Origin of the sequence: Salinicola sp. DM10 (assembly GCF_017306975.2) — a bacterium.
Taxonomy (GTDB): Bacteria; Pseudomonadota; Gammaproteobacteria; order Pseudomonadales; family Halomonadaceae; genus Salinicola.
In genome coordinates this window covers 73,549-90,945 of the sequence record NZ_JAFLEN020000003.1, presented here as the reverse complement: position 1 = coordinate 90,945, position 17,397 = coordinate 73,549, and the positions used below count along the sequence as shown (strand labels likewise).

Annotated in this window: 17 protein-coding genes and 1 pseudogene; 9 read left to right on the top strand and 9 right to left on the bottom strand. The window is 68.1% G+C overall.

Features of this window, described 5'->3' with window-relative positions; all coding sequences use genetic code 11:
• The first annotated feature begins 5 nt into the window (after window positions 1–5).
• The 6 genes and pseudogenes from nuoI to nuoN all read left to right on the top strand — a co-directional run bounded on the left by nuoI (window position 6) and on the right by nuoN (window position 6,575).
• Complete coding sequence (gene nuoI, locus J0A90_RS12005; RefSeq protein WP_035476127.1) at window positions 6–554, top strand: NADH-quinone oxidoreductase subunit NuoI; 549 nt, start codon at window positions 6–8, stop codon at window positions 552–554.
• Window positions 555–692: 138 nt separating this feature from the next.
• Window positions 693–1,193, top strand: a pseudogene (nuoJ, locus tag J0A90_RS12000) (NADH-quinone oxidoreductase subunit J); the annotation flags it as partial.
• A 140-nt stretch (window positions 1,194–1,333) separates the two neighbouring features.
• On the top strand, window positions 1,334–1,642 hold the full coding sequence (gene nuoK / locus J0A90_RS11995; RefSeq protein ID WP_035476129.1) for an NADH-quinone oxidoreductase subunit NuoK: 309 nt from the start codon (window positions 1,334–1,336) through the stop codon (window positions 1,640–1,642).
• Window positions 1,639–3,504, top strand: a complete 1,866-nt coding sequence (gene nuoL, locus J0A90_RS11990) for an NADH-quinone oxidoreductase subunit L (protein ID WP_233076736.1) — start codon at window positions 1,639–1,641, stop codon at window positions 3,502–3,504. The genes nuoK and nuoL overlap by 4 nt, the downstream gene beginning before the upstream one ends.
• A gap of 90 nt (window positions 3,505–3,594) precedes the next feature.
• On the top strand, window positions 3,595–5,121 hold the full coding sequence (gene nuoM, locus J0A90_RS11985; protein ID WP_233076735.1) for an NADH-quinone oxidoreductase subunit M: 1,527 nt from the start codon (window positions 3,595–3,597) through the stop codon (window positions 5,119–5,121).
• The gene (gene nuoN, locus J0A90_RS11980; RefSeq protein ID WP_233076734.1) at window positions 5,118–6,575 is read left to right on the top strand and encodes an NADH-quinone oxidoreductase subunit NuoN; all 1,458 of its coding nucleotides are present in this window, start codon (window positions 5,118–5,120) and stop codon (window positions 6,573–6,575) included. The genes nuoM and nuoN overlap by 4 nt, the downstream gene beginning before the upstream one ends.
• A gap of 105 nt (window positions 6,576–6,680) precedes the next feature.
• Here nuoN and J0A90_RS11975 read toward each other — a convergent pair whose 3' ends face one another.
• Both J0A90_RS11975 and J0A90_RS11970 read right to left on the bottom strand, forming a co-directional pair.
• Window positions 6,681–7,511 carry an endonuclease/exonuclease/phosphatase family protein gene (locus J0A90_RS11975; protein ID WP_207036263.1) on the bottom strand — a complete coding sequence of 277 codons (831 nt, stop codon included), beginning with the start codon at window positions 7,509–7,511 and terminating at the stop codon, window positions 6,681–6,683.
• Window positions 7,512–7,515: 4 nt separating this feature from the next.
• Entirely contained in the window at window positions 7,516–8,154 is a 639-nt protein-coding gene (locus tag J0A90_RS11970) for a thiol:disulfide interchange protein DsbA/DsbL (protein ID WP_035476132.1), read from the bottom strand.
• Window positions 8,155–8,436: 282 nt separating this feature from the next.
• Between J0A90_RS11970 and yihA the strand changes: the two genes are divergently transcribed.
• On the top strand, window positions 8,437–9,057 hold the full coding sequence (gene yihA, locus J0A90_RS11965) for a ribosome biogenesis GTP-binding protein YihA/YsxC (protein WP_035476133.1): 621 nt from the start codon (window positions 8,437–8,439) through the stop codon (window positions 9,055–9,057).
• A 60-nt stretch (window positions 9,058–9,117) separates the two neighbouring features.
• Here the strand turns inward: yihA and J0A90_RS11960 are convergent, their stop codons facing one another.
• The 7 genes from J0A90_RS11960 to argH all read right to left on the bottom strand — a co-directional run bounded on the left by J0A90_RS11960 (window position 9,118) and on the right by argH (window position 15,352).
• The gene (locus J0A90_RS11960) at window positions 9,118–9,849 is read right to left on the bottom strand and encodes an HAD family hydrolase (RefSeq protein ID WP_207036261.1); all 732 of its coding nucleotides are present in this window, start codon (window positions 9,847–9,849) and stop codon (window positions 9,118–9,120) included.
• A 5-nt stretch (window positions 9,850–9,854) separates the two neighbouring features.
• The gene (locus J0A90_RS11955) at window positions 9,855–10,757 is read right to left on the bottom strand and encodes a tyrosine recombinase XerC (protein WP_207036259.1); all 903 of its coding nucleotides are present in this window, start codon (window positions 10,755–10,757) and stop codon (window positions 9,855–9,857) included.
• Window positions 10,741–11,481, bottom strand: a complete 741-nt coding sequence (locus J0A90_RS11950) for a DUF484 family protein (protein ID WP_207036257.1) — start codon at window positions 11,479–11,481, stop codon at window positions 10,741–10,743. Before J0A90_RS11950 ends, J0A90_RS11955 begins: the two co-directional genes overlap by 17 nt.
• A 131-nt stretch (window positions 11,482–11,612) precedes the next feature.
• Complete coding sequence (dapF, locus tag J0A90_RS11945; protein WP_207036255.1) at window positions 11,613–12,446, bottom strand: diaminopimelate epimerase; 834 nt, start codon at window positions 12,444–12,446, stop codon at window positions 11,613–11,615.
• Window positions 12,446–13,708 (bottom strand): diaminopimelate decarboxylase, encoded by a 1,263-nt coding sequence (gene lysA, locus J0A90_RS11940; protein WP_207036254.1) that lies wholly within the window; start codon window positions 13,706–13,708, stop codon window positions 12,446–12,448. The genes dapF and lysA overlap by 1 nt, the downstream gene beginning before the upstream one ends.
• A complete protein-coding gene (locus J0A90_RS11935; protein WP_207036252.1) occupies window positions 13,705–13,950 on the bottom strand; it encodes a lipoprotein in 246 nt (81 codons plus the stop codon). The genes lysA and J0A90_RS11935 overlap by 4 nt, the downstream gene beginning before the upstream one ends.
• Window positions 13,940–15,352 (bottom strand): argininosuccinate lyase, encoded by a 1,413-nt coding sequence (argH, locus tag J0A90_RS11930; protein WP_035476140.1) that lies wholly within the window; start codon window positions 15,350–15,352, stop codon window positions 13,940–13,942. The genes J0A90_RS11935 and argH overlap by 11 nt, the downstream gene beginning before the upstream one ends.
• 282 nt (window positions 15,353–15,634) lie before the next feature.
• On the opposite strand from argH, the gene hemC reads away from it, so the two are divergent.
• Together hemC and J0A90_RS11920 are read left to right on the top strand one after the other, a co-directional pair.
• Window positions 15,635–16,576, top strand: coding sequence for a hydroxymethylbilane synthase (hemC, locus tag J0A90_RS11925; protein ID WP_233076733.1), 942 nt, complete (start codon window positions 15,635–15,637; stop codon window positions 16,574–16,576).
• A complete protein-coding gene (locus J0A90_RS11920; protein ID WP_207036248.1) occupies window positions 16,576–17,322 on the top strand; it encodes a uroporphyrinogen-III synthase in 747 nt (248 codons plus the stop codon). The genes hemC and J0A90_RS11920 overlap by 1 nt, the downstream gene beginning before the upstream one ends.
• The last annotated feature ends 75 nt before the right edge of the window (window positions 17,323–17,397 follow it).

The following is a 17,397-nucleotide window of genomic DNA, read 5'->3' as shown; positions in this document are numbered from 1 at the left end:
AGCTCATGCTGAGTCAGATCAAGAAGATCGTCACCGGTACCGGCACGCAGCTGCGCACCCTGTGGATGGTGTTCAGCCACGCCTGGCGCAAGCGCGAGACGCTGTCGTACCCCGAGGAGCAGGTCTATCTGCCGCCGCGCTACCGCGGGCGCATCGTGCTCACCCGCGACCCCGATGGCGAGGAGCGCTGTGTCGCCTGCAACCTGTGTGCGGTGGCCTGTCCGGTGGCGTGTATCTCGCTGCAGAAGGGCGAGCGTGACGATGGCCGCTGGTACCCGGAGTTCTTCCGCATCAACTTCTCGCGCTGCATCTTCTGCGGCATGTGCGAGGAGGCGTGTCCGACCTCGGCGATCCAGCTGACGCCGGACTTCGAGATGAGCGAGTTCAGACGTCAGGAGCTGGTCTACGAGAAGCAGGATCTGCTGATCGACGGGCCGGGCAAGGATCACAACACCAACTTCTACCGTGTCGCCGGACTGTCCATCGCGGGCAAGGACAAGGGGCAGGCGCAGAACGAGGCCGAGCCGATCGATGTCAAGTCGCTGCTGCCGTGAGGCGTTATCCACGCGCTGCCGTGCGTCGGCCGGTGGTGGGCGTGGCGAGTCGCGCCAGCGCCGCTGAGTGCGACGCTGCGGGGCAGGCGAGAGTCGGGTAGCCAGTTTGTCGGGTAGCCAGTTTGCCGGGAGAGAGTCATGCAACTCGCGTTTTACTTGAGCGGTCTGGTCGCGATACTCGCGACCTTGCGCGTGGTCACCGGGATCCATCCGGTCCACGCGCTGCTCTATCTGATCGTGTCGCTGATCAGCGTGGCGATGGTGTTCTTCGCCCTGGGCGCGCCCTTCGCCGGGGCGCTCGAGATCATCGTCTATGCCGGCGCGATCATGGTGCTGTTCGTGTTCGTAGTGATGATGCTCAATCTGGGCGAGTCTGCGGTGGAGCAGGAGCGCGCCTGGCTCGCCCCCCGGCTGTGGATGGGGCCGGCGGTGCTCGCGGCGGTGCTGCTGGTGGTGATGGTGGTGACCCTGGTTCGTGGCGGCTATGACGGCATCATCAGCGGCGAGACGCTGACCGCCAAGATGGTCGGCATCACGCTGTTCGGCCCCTATATGGTGGTGGTCGAGCTGGCAGCGATGCTGCTGCTGGCAGCGCTGGTGGCCGCCTCGCACCTGGGGCGCAGCGAGGCCCACGATGAAGCGGACCTGGCGCGCGAACGTCAGCGCGAGCGGGCCGACAAGATGGCCGCGGCCAACAGCGCGCCCCGCAGCGCAGCGGCTGGCGCACGGCCCGGCGCGGCGGCCGGCGACGAGACGGCGGATCGACAGGGGAGAGGGGCATGAGCGGCATACCCATGGAGCATGGCCTGCTACTGGCGGCGATTCTGTTCGTGCTGGGGCTGGCCGGACTGATGACGCGGCGCAACATGCTGTTCGTGCTGATGAGCCTGGAGATCATGATGAACGCCGCGGGGCTGGCGTTCATCGTCGGTGGCACCCACTGGCACCAGGCCGACGGCCAGGTGATGTTTTTGATGGTGATCACCCTGGCGGCGGCGGAAGCGAGCGTGGGGCTGGCGCTGCTGATGCAGCTCTACCGGCGCTTCAAGACTCTCGATATCGATGCGGCGAGCAGGTTGCGCGGATGAACCACTTCACAGACATATTGCTGACGGGCACCTTTTTCTTCCCGCTGCTGGGCGGGGTGATTCTGGCGCTCTCCTTCGGGCGCCTGAGCGAGCGTGCCAGCGCCACGGTCGGGGTGGTCTCGATCGGGCTGGCCGCGCTCTGCACCCTGGGGGTGGGCCTCGACTTCTACGACCACGGCCAGGCGGCGCACACGCTGACCCTGTGGCACTGGATTTCGGTGGGCAACTTCCAGCCCACCGTAGGGCTGATGCTCGACGGCCTGTCGCTGACCCTGCTCGGGGTGATCACCGGGGTCGGCTTCTTCATCCACCTCTTCGCCGCCTGGTACATGCGCGGCGAGGATGGTGTGACGAGCTTCTTCTGCCACATGAACCTGTTCGTGTTCAGCATGATCCTGCTGGTGCTGGGCGACAACCTGCTGCTGCTCTACTTCGGCTGGGAGGGCGTGGGGCTGTGCAGCTACCTGCTGATCGGCTACTACTACCGCACGCCGGCCAACGGCTGGGCGGCGTTCAAGGCGTTCGTGATCACCCGTACCGGCGATGTCTTCCTCGCCATCGGCATGTTCCTGCTGTTCGTCCAGCTCGGCTCGCTCAATCTGCAGACGCTGCTGGCGCGGGCGCCGGAGCTGTGGGTTCAGGGCGACCCGATGGCTCAGTTGACGGCGCTGATGCTGCTCGGCGGTGCGGTGGGCAAGTCGGCTCAGCTGCCGCTGCAGACCTGGCTCGCCGACGCCATGGCTGGCCCCACCCCGGTGTCGGCGCTGATCCACGCGGCGACCATGGTCACCGCCGGGGTCTATCTGATCGCGCGTACCCACGGGCTGTTCGAGCTGGCCCCGGACGTGCTGCTGCTGGTCGGGGTGGTCGGCGCGCTGACGCTGACGCTCGCCGGCTTCGCGGCGCTGGCACAGACCGACATCAAGCGTGTGCTGGCCTACTCGACCATGAGCCAGATCGGTTACATGTTCCTGGCGCTGGGCGTGGGCGCCTACAGCGCGGCGATCTTCCACCTGATGATCCACGCCTTCTTCAAGGCGCTGCTGTTCCTCTCCGCCGGTTCGGTGATCATCTGCACCCATCACGAGCAGGACATGCGCCGGCTCGGCGGGCTGTGGCGCAAGCTGCCGCTCACCTACGCCGGCTTCGTGGTCGGCGGGGCGGCGCTGGCGGCGCTGCCGCTGGTGACCGCCGGCTTCTACAGCAAGGACGCGATCCTGGTCTCGGCGCTGGGCGCCGGACACTGGGTGCTGATGCTGGCGGGGGTGTTCGGCGCGCTGCTCACCTCGATCTACACCGTGCGTCTGATCCTGGGTACCTTCCACGGTCAGCCCAAGAGCGATCACGCCCGCGAGGCGCGTGCCGACAGGGGGCTGGTCCATGGCATTCCACTGGTGGTGCTGATCGTGATGTCGACCGCGATCGGCGCCCAGTTGACCCCGCCGCTGAGCAACGTATTGCCGGCCGGTCCGAATACCGAAGGTGGCGGCGAACACGTGCTCGAACTGGTGGCCATGGCGGTGTCGGTGGGCGGTGTACTGCTGGCGCTGTGGCTGTTCCGGCGCCGGCGCGATCTGGTCCGGCGTGGCGTGGCCGACCCCCGCGGCGCCTGGCTGTGGCACTTCTGGCACAACGCCTGGGGTTTCGATGCGCTCTACGACTGGCTGTTCGTACGCCCCTATCGCGGCCTGGTGCGGCTCAACCGCGGCGACTGGATCAACTCGCTGTGCAATCTGCTGCCGTGGCTGGCGCGGCTCTCGCATGACGGGCTGCGTCTGACCCAGACCGGGCGACTGCGCCACTATGCGGTGTCGATGGTGCTCGGCGCCACGCTGCTGCTCGTCTATCTGCTGGTGGGGTGAGGCGATGCACGCGCAGCAAGCAAGAGAGACGGGACGTTTGGCGGTGAACGCTCGAACGACGCTTTTCACATCATCGCGGGTGGCTGATTCATGATTCTGGTCTGGCTGATTCTGATCCCTTTCATCGGCGGGCTGCTGTGCTGGCAGGCCGAACGCTTCGGCGACCGGGCACCGCGCTGGATCGCGCTGGCTACCATGCTCCTGGAGCTGGTGATGGTGCTCGGGATCTGGGCCGGGAGTGACTTCCCGCTGCCCGCCCAGGGCGCCACCCACGCCTGGGTGCTGGAGTGGCAGGCTAACTGGATCCCGCGCTTCGGGATCAAGCTGCATCTGGCGCTGGACGGGCTGTCGCTGCTGATGATCGCGCTGACCGGGCTGCTCGGGGCGATGGCGGTGGTCTGTTCGTGGAACGAGATCGTGCGTCGGGTTGGCTTCTTCCACCTCAACCTGTTGTGGATCCTGGGCGGGGTGGTCGGGGTGTTCCTCTCCATCGACCTGTTCCTGTTCTTCCTGTTCTGGGAAATGATGCTGGTGCCGATGTACTTCCTGATTGCGCTGTGGGGCCACAGCGGCTCCAAGGGGAGTTCGCGCATCGGGGCGGCGACCAAGTTCTTCATCTACACCCAGGCCAGCGGCCTGATGATGCTGATCGCGATCCTCGGGCTGGTGTTCGTCCACCACGCGGCCACCGGGGTCTACACCTTCGCCTACGGTGACCTGCTGGATACGCCGATGGACCCGCAGGTGGCGTGGTGGCTGATGCTCGGCTTCTTCGTCGCCTTCGCGGTCAAGCTGCCGGTGGTGCCGCTGCACGGCTGGCTGCCCGATGCCCACGCCCAGGCCCCCACCGCGGGTAGCGTCGACCTCGCCGGTATTCTGCTCAAGACGGCGGCCTACGGCATGCTGCGCTTCGCGCTGCCGCTATTCCCCGAAGCGTCGCAGGCGTTCGCGCCGGTGGCGATGACGCTGGGGCTGATCGGCATCTTCTACGGCGCCATCCTGGCCTGTGGCCAGCAGGACCTGAAGCGCCTGATCGCCTACACCAGTATCTCCCACATGGGTTTCGTGCTGATCGGTATCTATGCCGGTACCGAGCTGGCGCTGCAGGGCGTGGTCGCGTTGATGGTGGCCCACGCCTTCTCCGCCGCCGGCCTGTTCATTCTCTCCGGTCAGCTCTACGAGCGCCTGCATACCCGCGACATGCGCCAGATGGGAGGGCTCTGGGGGCGCATCCGTGGATTGCCGGGCTTCGCCCTGGTATTCGTCGCCGCTTCGCTGGGGCTGCCGGGTACCGCCAACTTCGTCGGTGAGTTCATGGTCATGTTCGGCAGCTTCGGTGTCGCCCCCTGGACCGTGGCGATCGCCAGCGTCGGGCTGATCCTGGCCGCGATCTACTCGCTGTTCATCATGCAGCGGGTCTACTACGGGCCACCCAAGGAGGAGAGCTCGCTGGGCGGGCTGGATCGACGTGAGCTGGCGCTGCTGTTCGGGATCGTGGCGCTGGTGATCTTCTTCGGGGTCTATCCGCAGCCCATGCTGGAGACCTCGGCCGGGGCGATGCAGGTGGTGCAGCAGAGCTTTCAGCAGGCCGGTGCGATGATGGGAGGTGCACAATGATGGCGGCGCTGATGGCGATCTCTCCGCTGATTCTGGTCTGTCTCACCGTGATCGTGGTGATGCTCTCGATCGCCTGGCGACGGCACCATGCACTGAGCGCGATTCTCACTGCGGTCGGCCTCAACGCGGCGCTGCTGGCGCTGCTGTTCGGCTGGTCACAGGACACGGTGGCGGTCACCGATCTGATGGTGGTCGACGACCTGGCGCGGTTCGGTGGTGTGCTGGTGCTGATGTCGACGCTCGCCTGCGTGACCCTGGCGCACCACTATCTGGAGGGCTACGAGGGGCCACGAGACGAGTTCTACCTGCTGCTGACGAGCGCTGCGGCCGGTGGCCTGGTACTGGTCTCGGCGCGTCACATGGCGACGCTGTTCTTCGGTATCGAGCTGTTGTCGATGCCGCTGTTCGGGATGCTCGCCTATACCCTGCGCGATCGCGGTGCGCTGGAGAGTGGCATCAAGTACATGGTGCTGTCGGCGGCGGCCACCGCCTTTCTGCTCTTCGGCATGGCGCTGCTCTATGCCATGACCGGCACCCTCGATTTCGACGCCCTGGGCCAGGCGCTGGCGACCCAGGGCAGTGACCCCTGGCTGCTGGCCGGTGCCGGGCTGCTGCTGGTGGGGCTGGCGTTCAAGCTGTCGATCGTGCCGTTCCACCTGTGGACGCCGGACGTCTATCAGGGCGGGCCGGGGCCGGCGACCACCTTCCTCGCCACCGCGAGCAAGGTGGCGGTATTCCTGGTCCTGCTGCGGCTGTTCCAGTCGGCGCTGGCGCTGCACGAGAACTGGTGGCACGACCTGCTCGGGTTCATCGCCGTGGTGACCATGCTGGTGGGCAACCTGCTGGCGCTGACCCAGAACGACCTCAAGCGGCTGCTCGGCTACTCCTCGATCGCCCATTTCGGCTATCTGCTGGTGGCGCTGGTGGTCAACGACGGTCTGGCGGTGGAGACGGTGGGGGTCTATCTGGTGACCTACGTGATCACCACTCTGGGCGCCTTCGGTGTGGTCACGCTGGTCTCCAGCCCCTACACGCCCACTGGGGGTAGCGCCGATGCCAGCCCGCTGCACCACTACCGTGGCCTGTTCTGGCGCCGCCCCTACCTGACCGCGGTGATGACCGTGTCGATGCTGTCGCTGGCGGGGATTCCCTTCACCGCCGGCTTTATCGGCAAGTTCTACATCATTGCGGTGGGGGTGGAGGCGCATCGCTGGTGGCTGGTCGGTGCCGTGGTGCTGGGCAGTGCCATCGGCCTCTACTACTACCTGCGGGTGATGGTGACGCTGTTCCTGCACGAGCCGGGCATGCAGAGCCGCGACGCCACCCACGACTGGGCCGAACGCGCCGGGGGCATGGTGGTACTCGGGGTGGCCACGCTGGTGATCCTGCTGGGGCTCTACCCCACGCCGATGATCGACTGGGTCCACTGGGTCGCCGGCAACAGCGCCTACTGACGCCGCCGCGCTGTTCTCGCACCCACGCAAAAGCGCCTCTTCGGAGGCGCTTTTTCTTGGGCGTTCAGCGGATCAGACGAATGACGAGGGGGTTCTGAGGCGCGTTCAGGCGGGGTCGTCGTGGCGCCGTTCGTGACGTGACAGGCCGATACTGACGCGGCAGGCGGCGGGTAGATGGACGTCGACGGCGACCGGCAGGTGATCCGAGAACATGGCGTCGAGCACCCGCGAGCCTTCCGGCTTGAGCGAGGCCGACAGCAGGATATGGTCGAGCGCGCGTCGCGGCTGCCAGGCGGGATAGCTCGGCAGCGGCTTGAGCGGTTCGAGCTCGAGGGCGTGGCAGAAACGGGCATGGCTCTGCAGCTGCTCGGGCGTGCAGTTGAGATCGCCCATCACCACCACGTGGCGCAGCGGGCGGATGATCTCGCCGAGATAGTCGAGCTGGCGCGCACGCCCACGCTGGCTCAGGGCGAGATGGGCAACGAACACGTGCAGCGCGTCGGGACCGCTGCCGTAGCGGGCGTGGATGGCGCCGCGGCCGCGCATCCCGGGCAGGCGGTGTTCGTCGATATGCGTGGGCGAAAGGCGCGAGAGCAGGCCGTTGCTGTGCTGGGCCACTCGCCCCAGGTTGCGGTTGAGCTGCTGGAAGTGGTACTCGAAGGCCGAGCGCCGGGCCAGGTACTCGACCTGATTGACATGGTTGGAGCGGAAGCTGCCGCCATCGACCTCCTGCAGGCCGACGATATCGAAACCGGCCAGCGCGCCGGCGACCCGGTCCAGGCGCGAACTGCGCTTGGGGTGCGGCAGCAGGTGCTGCCAGCTGCGGGTCACATAGTGGTGGTAGGCCGAGGTGTGAATGCCGACCTGCAGATTGCAGGTCAGCAGCTTCAGTGTCGGCGCGATCTCGCTGGCGGGTGTCGAGGCGGCTACGGACATGGTGTCACTTGGCCTCCTGGCGCTCCTCGCGCACCTTCTCGATCAGCGCGCTGGCGATTTTCGGCATGTTCTCGAGCGAGCCGGCGGAGTCCGGGGTCACCACATAGTGGTTATCGACGATCAGGTCGGGCACGCCCATCAGCTGATACGAGCGCATCTTGGCCACCGCCTGCTGGATCTGGCTCTTGACGCCGAAGGAGTCGAGCGCCTTGAGCGCCTGCTCCTTGGTCACCCCGTAGTGGGTGAAGAACTCGGCGATGTCATCCTCGTCGGTCAGGCGCTTGCCCTGCTTGTGGATCGCATCCATGAAGTCCTGGCGCATCTCGTGCTCGATGCCCAGCGACTTGGCGGCGTAGAAGGCCTTGGCATGCTGCTCCCACACCTTGCCCAGCGGCGCCGCCATGCGGTCGAACTCGACGTCGTCGGGGAGCGTGGCGACCCACTCGTTGAGCGGCTTCTCCAGCGCGTAGCAGTGCGGGCAGCCGTACCAGAACACCTCGGTGACTTCGATCTTGTCCGCCGGGGCTTCGGACTTCATCGGCTGATCGATGACCTGATAATCCTTGCCTTCGACGATGCCGGCGGCCATCACGGCGCCGGAGAAGGTGAGACCTGCCATTAGCGCCACAAGCGACTTGATCATGCGTGTACTGCTCCTGATGGATCGAAAACGGACGTCTCGACGCGGGGTCGTTGCGGCGACGAGCTACTCGGGTTTGAGCGCCCGGGGGGAAGGAGGTTCCCTGCCCATCGCGGCCGACGTCTCCTCATGTCACTGAGGGTAGCCTGCCAGAATGACAGGGAAAAGTAGAGCGGCACAGCCGGGGAGAGGCTCGGCGCGCCACATATTGGTGCCGCATTCGCCGGTGGCACAGGCGTGATACACTGCGCGCGACCGATCACGCCCGCCCGCAGAGCCCTTGCCATGACCTCGACGCCCCCGCGCCGCAACTACCAGACGGCCCGCTTTCTGATCAGCGCCCCCAAGCTGGCGCTGTGCCCGCCGGACGATGGCGTCGAGATCGCCTTTGCCGGGCGCTCCAACGCCGGCAAGTCGAGCGCGATCAACGCGCTCACCCAGCAGAATGCGCTGGCGCGGACCTCCAAGACCCCGGGTCGGACCCAGCTGATCAACTTCTTCGGTCTGGAGAACGGTGACACTCTGCGCCTGGTGGACCTGCCCGGCTACGGCTACGCCAAGGTGCCCGAGGCGATGAAGAAAGAGTGGCAGTCGCATCTTGCCGACTATCTGCAAAGGCGCAGCGGCCTCGCCGGGCTGATTCTGCTGATGGACGTGCGCCACCCGCTGAGCGACTTCGACATCCAGTTGCTGGAGCTGGCCGATGCCCGTGAACTGCCGGTACATATCCTGCTGACCAAGGCCGACAAGCTGAAGCAGGGGCCGGCGAAGGCGTCGCTGCATCAGGTCAAGCGTCAGCTCGCCGAGTGGGAGGATCTGGTCAGCGTACAGCTGTTCTCAGCGCTCAAGCGCCAGGGCCTCGACCAGACCTACGCGGTGATGGATCGCTGGCTGGCCGCCCGCTGAGCCCGGGGCGCCGGCGACGCGCGGCTCTGCCCGCGGCCCGCTAGTTATCGCCCCGGTACCCTATGCTTCTCGATCGATCCGTTCGACCACTGCCGGTAGCTCCCTGACGTGGGTGATCCGCGTCACCCGCGGGGGTAATTCGCGCTCTCCCTCCTGCTTGGCATCGATCCATACCGCATGCATGCCCAGGCGCTGCGCCGCGAGCACGTCTTCCTGCCAATGGTCGCCCACGTGCAGTGCCCGGTGCGGCTGGGTGCCGAGACGCGCCATGGCGGTGAGAAACGGGCGGGTGTCGGGCTTGGGGGCGTGCATCTCGCCGGCCAGGATGATCACGTCGAAATAGTCGCCCAGCGCCAGGCGGCGCACGTCGACGTTGCCGTTGGTGATCACTCCCAGGCGGTAGCGCCGCGCCCAAGCCTCGAACATCGGCACCACTTCCGGGAATGGCTCCACCGCATGGCGCAGCTGCATGAAGCGCTCGAAGCCGGCGGCGGCCCAGCGCTCTGCCTCCGCCTCGGGCAGGCCGTGCTCGCGCAAAAGCTCGAGCATGGCGCGCTCGCGGATCCAGCTGTGGTCGCCGCGGCTGAGCGGAAAGCGCTGCATCAAGCGCTGACGCACCTGCTGGTAGGCCTCCAGCGGAAAGGTCTCCGCCAGGCGCCGGCCGTCGGCCTGCGGGCGAGCGTCGATCTGCTCCAGCAGCCAGGCGTAGTGGGTGGGTTCGGCATGGGCCATGACCGGCCCGTTGTGCCACAGAGTGTCGTCGAGATCGAAGGTGATGGCGTCGAGCGGCATGGCGATCAGGTTTCGTCGTGGGGGGCACCCGGCTTGCGCCGGGCACGCGGGTGGGCTTGATCGTAGACCTCGGCGAGCTGCTGCCAGTCGAGCCGGGTGTAGATCTGGGTGGTCGAGAGATTGGCGTGTCCCAGCAGCTCCTGCACCGCGCGCAGGTCCTGGCTCGATTCGAGCAGATGGCTGGCGAACGAGTGGCGCAGGCGGTGCGGGTGCAGATGCTCGGGCAGGCCGCGGCGCTTGGCGCACTCGGCCAGCCGGCTCTGGATCGCACGGTGGCCGAGCCGGCCGCCGTGCTGGGCCACGAACAGCGCGCGTTCGCCGTCGCCGGCGAGCGTGCTGCGTATCCCCAGCCAGTCGTGGATGGCCGCTGCCGCGCGGCGCCCGACCGGCACCTGACGCGGCTTGCCGCCCTTGCCCAGTACGCGCACATGGCGTGCGTCGAGGGCGTCCAGATCGAGCCCCGCCAGCTCCGCCAGACGCAGCCCGCAGGCGTAGAAGAGTTCGAGCATGGCCTGATCGCGGATGGCCAGCGGATCGCCGTCGTGGGGCGTATCGAGAAAGCGACCGAGCAGGTCGACATCGACCGGGCTGGGCAGATGGCGCGGCTGGCGCGGCGCCTGGGTCAGCTTGACCGGGTTGTGGTCGAGCTCGCCCTGGCTGACCAGGAAGTCGGCGAAGCGCGATAGCGCCGCGCGGCGCCGAGCCAGGGTGCGCGGCGCCAGCCCGCGGGTGCGCTCGTGGGCCAGGTAGCGGCGCACCAGAGCGACATCGAGCGCCTGCCAGGTAGCGATGCCCTGGGTCTCGAGCCAGGTTGCGAGCTGGGTCACGTCGCGCCGGTAGGCGTCGAGCGTGGCCTTTCTGGCGCGCCGGGCCAGGCGCGCCAGAAAGGCGTCAAGCGTCGCCTGCATGGGGGCGCTCGGCGCGTTTGAGCAGACGGCTGACCACCTCGCCGAGATACTCGGTGAAAAGGGTGTCGAGAGTGGCCCGGAAATGCTCGCTGTCGTGGCTGGCCAGGATCAGAAAGCCCAGCGTCTCGCCCTGGGTGAGCCGGGTGATGGCGCAGGAGCCGGCGCTCTCCGGGGCCTGGCAGTGGGGCAGCAGGTGCGCCCAGTCGGCGCGGGAGAGCGTGGTGCAGCGGCTGCTCTGCTCGTTGAGCAGCAGTTCCAGACGCCGGCGCGCCTCGGCGTCGAGGCGAAAGCGCGGCGGTTGCCACTGGCGCGCATCGCGGGGCGTGGCATGGCAGTCCGGCGCGGCCTCCAGCCACAGCCCGATGGCCTGGGTGCGGAAGCGCTCGGCGAGCTGGGTCGACAGCGCTTCGGCCAGGGCGTCGGCATCCTCGGCCTCGATCAGTCCCAGCACCAGCTCGCGGGTACGCCGGTACTGCGCCTCGTTGTAGCGCGCCGACTCGAGCAGGTTCTCCAGCCGCCACTCGGCGCTCTCGGCGCGCTGGCGCAGGTCGGCCACCAGGCGTTCGAGCAGCGAGACGGCGCCGGGGATATGCGGATGCGGCACCTTGAGTTGCTGCAGCAGCCCCTCGCGCCCGACGAAGAAGTCGGTGTGCTGGGCCAGCCACTCGGCGACCCGGTCGGGGTCGAGCGTCTGGCGCGGCTCGGGGACCTGGACACGTGACATGCGGCTGTTCTCCTGTCGTCCCGGGTGGGCGCGGGGCGGGGCGCCGTCGTGGCGGCACCCGCGCCCACCGGTGGTTGTCCCATCGTTGTTATGGTGTCGGCGTCACGCTGGTGGCGACGCCGCGGGCGCGCTCAGCTCAGCGGCACGCGCCCTTCGAAGACCCGCTCGGCCGGGCCGGTCATGATCATCGGCGCGTCGCCCCCGGCCCACTCCAGGGTCAGGTTTCCGCCGCGCAGGGTCACCTCGACCGGGCTCGCGAGCACGCCACGGCGGATGCCGCAGGCCACCGCCGCGCAGGCGCCGGTACCGCAGGCCAGGGTCTCGCCGGCGCCGCGCTCGAAGACGCGCAGGCGGATGGCGTGGGGCGACTCGATCTGCATGAAGCCGACATTGACCTGACGCGGAAAGCTCGGGTGGCGCTGAAGAGTCGGGCCGAGCGTCTCCACCGGGGCGCTGTCGACGTCCTCGACCTCGATCACCGCGTGCGGGTTGCCCATCGAGGCGACGCTCAGCGCCAGCGTCTGGTCCTCGACCTGAAGCTCATGCAGCGGGGCGTCGTGCTCGGCGCTGAACGGCACGGCGGCCGGGGTGAAGCGCGGCGCGCCCATGTCCACCCGCACCCGGCCGTCGGGATCGACCTTGAGCGTCAGCGGACCGCCCAGGGTCTCGACGCGCAGCTCGCGCTTGTGGGTCAGGCGCTGGTCGATCACGAAGCGGGCGAAACAGCGCGCGCCGTTGCCGCAGTTCTCCACCTCACCGCCGTCGGCATTGAAGATACGGTAGCGGAAATCCATGTCGGGCTGGCGCGGCGGCTCCACCAGCAGCAGCTGGTCGAAGCCGATCCCGAAGTGGCGGTCGGCGAGACGGCGGATCTGCTCGTCGCGCAGGTAGGCGCGCTGGCTGATCAGGTCGACCACCATGAAGTCGTTGCCGAGACCGTGCATCTTGGTGAAATTCAACAGCATCACGACGTCTCCGGCAGCCGCGACTCCAGCGCCCAGAGTGACGCCAGCGACTCGCGCTGGCGCACCAGGTGGCAAATCTCGCCATCCACCAGCACCTCCGGCGGGCGGCCGCGGCTGTTGTAGTTCGAGGCCATGACGAAACCGTAGGCGCCGGCGGCGTGCACCACCAGCAGGTCGCCCTCGGCCACCGCCAGCTCGCGCGACTTGCCCAGGAAGTCGCCGCTTTCGCACACCGGGCCGACCACGTCGTAGCAGGCGCTGGGGCGCGGCGTACGGGTGTCGACCGCCTCGATGCGCTGCCACGCCTGATAGAGCGAGGGGCGAATCATGTCGTTCATGCCGGCGTCGACGATGGCGAAGTTCTTGCTCTCGCCCGGCTTGAGATACTCGATCCGGGTCAGCAGCACGCCGGCATTGGCGGCGATCGAGCGGCCCGGTTCGAAGATCAGGGTCAGCTCGCGCCCGGCCAGGCGCTCGCGCACCGCGGCCACCAGCGCCTCGGCCGGCGGCGGCACTTCGTCCTGGTAGACCACGCCGAGGCCGCCGCCCAGATCGAGATGTTCGAGCACGATACCGCGCTCGGCGAGGCGGTCGACCAGTGCCAGCAGGCGGTCGAGGGCATCCAGGAAGGGCGAGAGCTCGGTGAGCTGGGAGCCGATGTGGCAGTCCACCCCCACGACCTTGAGATGCTCGCGCTCGGCCGCCCAGGTGTAGAGATCGAGCACCTCGTCGGCGGCGACGCCGAACTTGTTGTCCTTGAGCCCGGTGGAGATGTAGGGGTGGGTGCCGGCGTCGACGTCCGGGTTGACCCGGATCGAGACGTTGGCCACCTGGCCGCGCTCGGCGGCGACACGCTCGAGGCGCTCGAGCTCCGGGCGCGATTCGACGTTGAAGCACTTGATGCCGACCTCCAGCGCCCGCGCCATCTCGTCGGCCTGCTTGGCGACGCCGGAGAAGACCACCTTGGCCGGATCGCCGCCAGCGGCCAGGACGCGCTCCAGCTCGCCCTGGGAGACGATGTCGAAGCCGGCGCCGAGGCGCGCCAGCAGGTCGATCACCGCCAGGTTGGAGTTGGTCTTCAACGCATAGCAGACCAGATGTGGCATATCGCCCAGGGCGTCGCTGTAGGCGCGGAACTGTTGGGTCAACGCGGCGCGCGAGTAGACGTAGCAGGGCGTGCCGTAGTCGGCGGCGATCTGCGCCAGCGGGACCGCTTCGGCGTACAGTTCGCCGTCATGCCGGGGAAAAGCTTCGAACGTCAAGGCATTGTCTCCGCCTGGGGTTCCTGGGACCGAGTCTCGGGCTGAGGCTGCGGCTGGGCATTGGCGCCGTCGCTGCGCGCTGCGGCATCACCCGGCTGTGCCTCGGCGTGGGCGCCCTGGGGGTCGTAGGTCTTGGCTGCCTGATCGTTATCGGGCAGATAGAGCGGGCCTTTCTGGCCGCAGCCGGCCACCGCCAGCCCGGTCAGGGCGAGCAGGGCAACGAGAAGCAGATTACGCGACATGCGGGGCCTCCTGAAGCGCGTCGAGGGCCGCGCGGGCGCGGCTGGCCGCGGCGCGCACCTGGTCCGGAGCGGTGCCGCCGATATGGTTGCGCGCCGCCACCGAGCCCTCCAGGGTCAGCACCTCGAAGACGTCCGCGCCGATGGTGTCGGAGAAGCGCTGAAGCTCGTCGAGGGACATTTCGGAGAGATCCTTGCCCGACTCGATGCCGTAGGCCACCGCCTTGCCGACGATCTCGTGGGCATCGCGGAAGGCCACGCCGGCGCGCACCAGATAGTCGGCCAGATCGGTGGCGGTGGAGAAGCCGCGGCGCGCCGCCTCGAGCATGTTGGCGCGCTTGGCGCGCAGCGCCGGCGCCATGTCGGCGAAGGCGCGCAGGCAGCCCTTGACCGTGTCGAGGGTGTCGAACAGCGGCTCCTTGTCCTCCTGGTTGTCCTTGTTGTAGGCCAGCGGCTGCGACTTCATCAGCGTCAGCAGGCTCATCAGGTGGCCGTAGACGCGACCGGTCTTGCCGCGCACCAGCTCGGGTACGTCGGGGTTCTTCTTCTGCGGCATGATCGAAGAGCCGGTGCAGAAGCGGTCGGGCAGGTCGACGAAGTCGAACTGGGCGCTGGCCCACAGCACCATCTCTTCGCTCATGCGCGACAGATGCATCAACAGGATGCTGGCGAAGGCGGTGAACTCGATCGCGAAGTCGCGATCGCTGACCGCGTCCAGCGAGTTCTCCGCCGGGCGCTCGAAGCCCAGCAGCTCGGCGGTGACGTGGCGGTCGATCGGGTAGGTGGTGCCGGCCAGGGCGGCGGCGCCCAGCGGCAGCACGTTGACCCGCTTGCGGCAGTCGAAGAGGCGCTCGTGATCGCGTGCCAGCATCTCCTGCCACGCCAGCAGATGGTGGCCGAAGGTCACCGGCTGCGCGGTCTGCAGGTGGGTGAAGCCGGGCATGATGGTATCGGCCTCGGCTTCGGCGAGCTCGATCAGGCCGCGGCGCAGGCGCGCCAGCTCCGCCGCCACGGCGTCGATCTCGTCGCGCAGGTAGAGGCGGATGTCGGTGGCGATCTGGTCGTTGCGCGAGCGCCCGGTGTGGAGCTTCTTGCCGGTGATGCCGATCTTGTCGGTGAGCCGCGCTTCCACGTTCATGTGGATGTCTTCCAGGTCGACCGACCATTCGATCTCGCCGCGTTCGATCTCGGCTTCGATCTCGCCCAGGCCCTGAATGATGCGATCACGCTCCGCCTCGGTCAGCACGCCGACCCGGGCCAGCATGGTGGCGTGGGCCACGGAGCCGCGGATGTCGTGATGATAGAGCCGCTTGTCGAAGGAGATCGAAGCGGTGAAGGCGGCGACGAATGCGTCGGTGGGCTCGCTGAAACGTCCGCCCCAGGATTGGTTGGTTGCCTGCGTCATCGAATACGAACTCTGCCTAGGTTGACCGGGTGTGGGTGCCGGGTGGCCGGGTGTGATCGCGGGTCGCGCATGGCGCGCGCGGGCCGGCGAAACGCTGTCTGGAGTGTACCAGAGTCGCGGCCGCGTGGGACGGGGGCGAGCGCGGCCGCTACCAGGTCGAGGGAGCGTGATTTTTCCTGGCCGGGTGACTGCTTTATCATGCCTACAAGATTCGTGCCGACGAACGTACACCCCGCGGCGGGTGGTCTTTGTCCCCCCGTGCCCCAGACTTCGGAGACCCGCGTGCTCGACGCTAACAGATTGAGAATCGCCACCCGCAAGAGTGCGCTGGCGCTATGGCAGGCCGAACACGTCAAGGCGCTACTGGCGCAGCAGCACCCGCATCTGGAGATCGAGCTGGTACCGCTCTCCACCCGTGGCGACAAGATCCTCGACACGCCGCTGGCCAAGATCGGCGGCAAGGCGCTGTTCGTCAAGGAGCTGGAGGAGGCGATGCTCGACGGTCGCGCCGATCTCGCCGTGCACTCGATGAAGGACGTGCCGATGCACTTCCCCGATGGCCTGGGGCTGTCGGTGATTCTCGAGAGCGGGGCGCCGACCGACGCCTTCGTCTCCAATACCTACGCGAGCGTCGATGCCTTGCCCCAGGGGGCGCGGGTGGGCACGTCCAGCCTGCGCCGTGGGCTGCAGGTGGCGGCGCGGCGTCCGGATCTGGAAGTGCTGCCACTGCGTGGCAATGTCCAGACCCGCCTGGGCAAGCTGGATGCCGGCGATTTCGAGGCGATCATCCTGGCCACCGCCGGTCTCCAGCGGCTGCAGCTGGGCGAGCGGATCACCGCCGAGCTGTCGCCGGAGGAGAGCCTGCCCGCCTGCGGGCAGGGCGCACTGGGCATCGAGTGCCGCCACGACGACGCCGAGCTGGTGGCGCTGCTGGCGGCGCTGGACCATGGCCCCACGGCGACCCGGGTGCGCGCCGAGCGCGCCATGAATACGCGTCTCGACGGCGGCTGCCAGGTGCCGATCGGCGGCTACGCGGTGCTCGAGAACGCTGGCGACACCCTGTGGCTGCGCGGGCTGGTCGGGCATCCGGATGGCTCGCAGGTGCTGCGCGCCGAGGGGCGCGGCTCGGCGATGGAGCCGGAAGCGCTGGGGATTCGTATCGCCGAGTCGCTGCTGGAGCAGGGCGCCGGCGACATTCTGGCCGAGGTCTACGGTAACGGCTGATGACTCGGGTCCTGATCACGCGCCCCGGTGAGCGCGGCGCGGTGCTGGCGCAGGCGCTGCGCGCGGCCGGCTGCGAACCGGTGGCACTCGACGTGCTGGCGTTCGAGCCGGTGGCGCTGTCGCCCGCCGCTCGGGCGCTGGTGCTCGACCTCGACGCTTTTCAGGGCGTCATCGTGGTGAGCCCGCAGGCGGGCGTATCTCTGGCCGAGGCGATTGGGTCATACTGGCCGCAGCTACCCCAGCGGCTACGCTTCTATGCAGTGGGCCAAGCCACGGCGGCGACCCTGCATCAGGAACTGGGGGTGCCCTGCGTGCTGCCCCCGGCGGGTGCCGGCGAGCATAGTGAGGGGTTGCTCGAGGCGCCTTCGCTGCGGGCAGTGGCGGGCAAGCGCCTGTTACTGGCCCGCGGCGAGGGCGGACGCGAGGTGCTGGCCGAGCAGTTGACGGCGCGCGGCGCGCAGCTCGATACGCTGACGCTCTACCGCCGCTGCTATCGTCAGCCGGCCCCCCCGGCGGCAACCTGGCTGGCCCAGGGCGACTATGCGGCGCTGGTGGTGACCAGCGGGGAAATATTGCAACATCTGGCCACCGGGTGTGGCCAGATAGCGTTGAACCAACCGCTAATCGTCTCGAGTGGACGGTTGGCTACACTGGCGAGACAGCTGGGATTCGGCTCGCTTCATGTGGCGTCCGGGCCTGCGCCGGAGGCACTGGCCGCGGCGGTGACTGCGCTGCGCGCGAGCTGACCTCGTGCGCTCGGCGGTGCCGGCTTACCGGCCCGCCGCCGAGCGCCGGTTCGATCCTGCTCCGATGGCAGCGTC